The organism is Streptomyces sp. NPDC057271, from assembly GCF_042668715.1.
Classification (GTDB): Bacteria; Actinomycetota; Actinomycetes; order Streptomycetales; family Streptomycetaceae; genus Streptomyces.
Map to the genome: position 1 here is coordinate 1 of NZ_JBHUYJ010000020.1, position 3,641 is coordinate 3,641.

General features: G+C 69.3%; 4 protein-coding genes. 2 read left to right on the plus strand and 2 right to left on the minus strand.

Annotated elements, in window-relative coordinates; all coding sequences use genetic code 11:
* Window positions 1-173: 173 nt before the first annotated feature.
* Complete coding sequence (locus ACFUJR_RS12460; protein ID WP_383178754.1) at window positions 174-680, minus strand: carboxymuconolactone decarboxylase family protein; 507 nt, start codon at window positions 678-680, stop codon at window positions 174-176.
* 57 nt (window positions 681-737) lie between these two features.
* Window positions 738-1,511: a gamma-glutamyl-gamma-aminobutyrate hydrolase family protein gene (locus tag ACFUJR_RS12465; protein ID WP_383178757.1), complete on the minus strand. Its 774-nt coding sequence runs from the start codon at window positions 1,509-1,511 to the stop codon at window positions 738-740.
* A 230-nt stretch (window positions 1,512-1,741) separates the two neighbouring features.
* Between ACFUJR_RS12465 and ACFUJR_RS12470 the strand changes: the two genes are divergently transcribed.
* Both ACFUJR_RS12470 and ACFUJR_RS12475 read left to right on the plus strand, forming a co-directional pair.
* Window positions 1,742-2,665 (plus strand): ABC transporter ATP-binding protein, encoded by a 924-nt coding sequence (locus ACFUJR_RS12470; protein ID WP_383178760.1) that lies wholly within the window; start codon window positions 1,742-1,744, stop codon window positions 2,663-2,665.
* Complete coding sequence (locus ACFUJR_RS12475) at window positions 2,662-3,498, plus strand: ABC transporter permease (protein ID WP_383178762.1); 837 nt, start codon at window positions 2,662-2,664, stop codon at window positions 3,496-3,498. The genes ACFUJR_RS12470 and ACFUJR_RS12475 overlap by 4 nt, the downstream gene beginning before the upstream one ends.
* Window positions 3,499-3,641 lie beyond the last annotated feature (143 nt).

Here is a 3,641-nt window from a genome sequence, read left to right on the forward strand (position 1 = left end):
CGGTCGCGCCACGGCCCCGGCGCTCGCGCCACGGCCCCGGCGCTCGCGCCACGGCCCCGGCGGTCGCGCCACGGCCCCGGCGGTCGCGCCACGACCCGCGCAGCACGAAGGCCCTGTCCGAGGGGTTTCCCCACCGGGCAGGGCCTTCGTGCTGTCGCGGGCCGATCGGGCCACTACTTGCTCGCGGCGAGCCGCGTGGTCATCGGGGTCCACGTCTTGGGGTTCACACGCCAGTCGACCGGCTCCTGCTTCGTGGCGACGTTGACGCGGTTCCAGAGGTTCACCAGGCCGATGTGGAGCACCACGGCACCGAGCTGCTTCTCGTCCCAGTGCCTGGCGGCCTCGTCCCAGACCTCGTCCGAGACCGGGTCCTTCACATCGTTGATCCGCGTGGCGGCCTCGGCCAGCGCGAGCACCGAACGCTCGGCGTCGGTGAAGCAGGTCTGCTCCCTCCAGGTCTCCACCAGCGGCAGGCGGAAGTCCTCCTCGCCGGCATCTTCGAACTCGCGCTTCTTCACGGGAAGCTGGACCGTACGGCCGTTGATCTGGCTCACCCGCAGGTGGATGAGAACGAGCGTCTGCAACGGCACACCGACACTGTTGATGGCCTTGACCAGTGCCCGCATGGGGGGCAGGACATCGGGGACCACCAGCGACGGGTTAGGCATCCGCGGCGACATCTGTGTTTCTCCTTCTGATGGGGATGGAAAAAGCTTGCCCCCAGGGGCTTCCACTTCTCAAGTACGTGAAATTCCCGACGGCACGCCGAATTTCTGCGTGGCACCGGCGGCTTCGGCGAATGCGCGGTGCAGCCGCCGGTCGGCCGTGTATCCGGCTTCCCATTGCACCCCGACTGCGAAGGGGTGGTTCGTCACCTCGACCGCCTCGACGGTCCCGTCCGCCGCCCACGCGGTGACGGTGAGACCGTCGCCGAGCCGCCCCACCGCCTGGTGGTGGTGGCAGGCCGACTCCGGCGCGTCCTCGTCGAGGACGCGCGCGATACGGCTGCCGGCCATGAGCCTGAGCGGGTGGCGTCCGAGGGTGAAGGACGAGGTGCCCGGCCGGTGACCGTCGTGACCGGTGACGTCCGGAAGATGCTGATGGAGCGAGCCTCCGTGCAACACGTTGAGCAGTTGCATGCCGCGGCAGATGCCCAGGACGGGCAGCCCGGCGTCGAGTGCCGCCCTGAGCAGGGCCAGTTCGACACGGTCGGCATCAGGGGTCATGGCCCGGGTGACCGGGTGCGCGGCCTCACCGTACAGCGCCGGGTCGATGTCCGGCCCGCCCGGGACGAGGAGGCCGTCGACCCGGTCGACGAGCCGCTCGACGCAGGGCAGCTGCGGCAGGAGCATCGGGGCGCAGCCCGCTTCGGCGAGGTAGGCGACATGAGCCTGGAGTGCGAGGCTGACGACCAGGTCGGAGCCATGGAGCGTGACCGGCGCGGTCCGCGCGACGATCCCGATGACGGGCCGCCGGGGCGTCTCCGCCGGGCCGTTCCGAGTTGAATTCATGTCCACCCTTCGGGGGTTTTCGGGTTCAACTGAGGAAAAGAAGCAGACGAAACAGACGTCCGCGGGGGCGGGCCTGTCGTCAGAAAATATCCACGAGCGTGAATCCGAGCGCCGTGTTCAACCCCGGACCGGGGCGCAGCACTACTGAACGGAATGTCGTTCCTGGTAACACAGGGTCGGGATCTTTTTGTCTCCCGATTTCTCTCGCAGCCCCTTCACCTGAGGTGACCATGATCGAGGCCAAGAACATCACGAAACGCTACGGCGACAAGACCGCCGTGAACGACTTGTCGTTCAGGGTCGAGCCCGGGCGAGTCACCGGCTTCCTGGGCCCCAACGGCGCGGGCAAGTCCACCACGATGCGGCTACTCCTCGGCCTGGACCGGCCCGACTCGGGTGAGGCCACCATCAACGGTGTGGCCTACCGCGACCTCGCGCAGCCGATGCGGGTGGTCGGCGCCCTCCTGGAGGCGCGCGCCGTGCACACCGGCCGCAGCGCCTACGACCACCTGCTCTGCCTCGCGCAGACCCAGGGCCTCGGCAAGCGCCGGGTCGAGGAGGTCATCGAGCAGGTCGGTCTGGGATCGGTGGCGCGCAAGCGCGCGGGCGGCTTCTCCCTCGGTATGGGCCAGCGGCTCGGCATCGCCGCCGCGCTGCTCGGCAACCCGTCTGCACTGCTCCTGGACGAGCCGGTCAACGGTCTGGACCCGGAGGGCATCCTCTGGATCCGCAACCTGATGAAGTCGCTGGCGGCCGAGGGCCGTGCCGTCTTCGTCTCCAGCCACCTCATGAACGAGATGGCCGTCACCGCCGACCACCTCATCGTCATCGGCCGCGGTCAGCTGGTCGCCGACTGCTCCACCGAGGAGTTCATCGAGCGCAGCACCGAGCAGTCCGTCCTGGTGAAGACCCCCGAGCGGGAGAAGCTCTCCGCGCTGCTCAAGGCGGAGGGCGCCACCGTCACCGAGGTCGAGGGCGACCTGAACGTCGTCGGTCTCGAAGCCCCCCGCATCGCCGAACTCGCCGTTGCCGACGGCCTGGTCCTCCACGAACTCTCGACCAGCCGTGGCTCGCTGGAGGACGCCTTCATGGAACTGACCAAGGACGCCGTCGAGTACGACGCCGTCGTGCCCGCCACCGGAGGCGCGAAGTGACCACCCTGACCGCCCCCGCCTCGACCTCCGCCGCCGGTACACGGCACAGGCCGAGCTTCGGACAGCTGATGCTCTCGGAGTGGACGAAGATCCGCTCGGTGCGCTCGACGGTCTGGTCGCTGGCCATCCTGGTCGTGGTATCCCTGATCTTCACCGCGCTCTTCATGCAGATGGGTGTCGCGAACTGGGACAAGACCGAGCCGGCCCAGCAGGCCGAGATGCGACTCGACCCCACCGGCACGATCCTGGGCAGCGGCATCCTGCTCAGCCAGCTCGCGGTCTGCGTGCTCGGCGTGATGGTCATCGCCTCGGAGTACTCCACGGGCATGATCCGCGCGAGCCTGCTCGCCGTCCCGAAGCGCGTCCCGGTCCTCGCGGCCAAGGGCGCCGTCTTCGGCCTCCTGGTCCTCGTCGTCGGCGAGGTGACCGCGTTCGGCTCGTTCCTCATCGGCGCGCCGCTCCTGGAGGAGAAGGCACCGGTCGCGCTCGGCGATCCGGGCGTCCTGCGGGCCGTCGCGGGCACCGGCCTCTACCTGGCCCTGCTCGGTCTGTTCGCACTCGCCGTCGGCGCGATCATCCGGCACACGGCCGCGAGCATCACCGGTGTCATCGGATTCGTCCTGGTGCTCACGCCGATGGCGGCGCTGCTGCCCGGCAAGATCGGCACGTACGTCTACGCCTACCTGCCCACCCAGGCCGGCTTCATGATGACTCAGCAGCAGGCACGCGCCGGCGACGTGCTGGGGCCCTGGCAGGGAATCGGGGTCCTCGCCCTGTGGACCGCCGCGCTGCTGGCCGTCGCCGCGGTGCTGCTGCGCCGCAGGGACGCCTGATCCCCCCGCTCACCGCGGGGGACCCCCGAGCCCACGGGGACCCCCGGGGTGGGGGTTTCCGGAAACAGCCCCCCCTCCCCCCCCCCTGGTTGAGAACACTCTTCTGACCCCCTAACAACAGAAACAGAGAGGGAGGGGAAAAA

Excerpts from the sequence above, each read along its gene's own strand:
- ACFUJR_RS12470 (WP_383178760.1), top strand. The coding sequence starts at position 1,742 with ATGATCGAGGCCAAGAACATCACGAAACGCTACGGCGACAAGACCGCC.
- ACFUJR_RS12460 (WP_383178754.1), bottom strand. The coding sequence starts at position 680 with ATGTCGCCGCGGATGCCTAACCCGTCGCTGGTGGTCCCCGATGTCCTG.
- ACFUJR_RS12465 (WP_383178757.1), bottom strand. The coding sequence starts at position 1,511 with ATGAATTCAACTCGGAACGGCCCGGCGGAGACGCCCCGGCGGCCCGTC.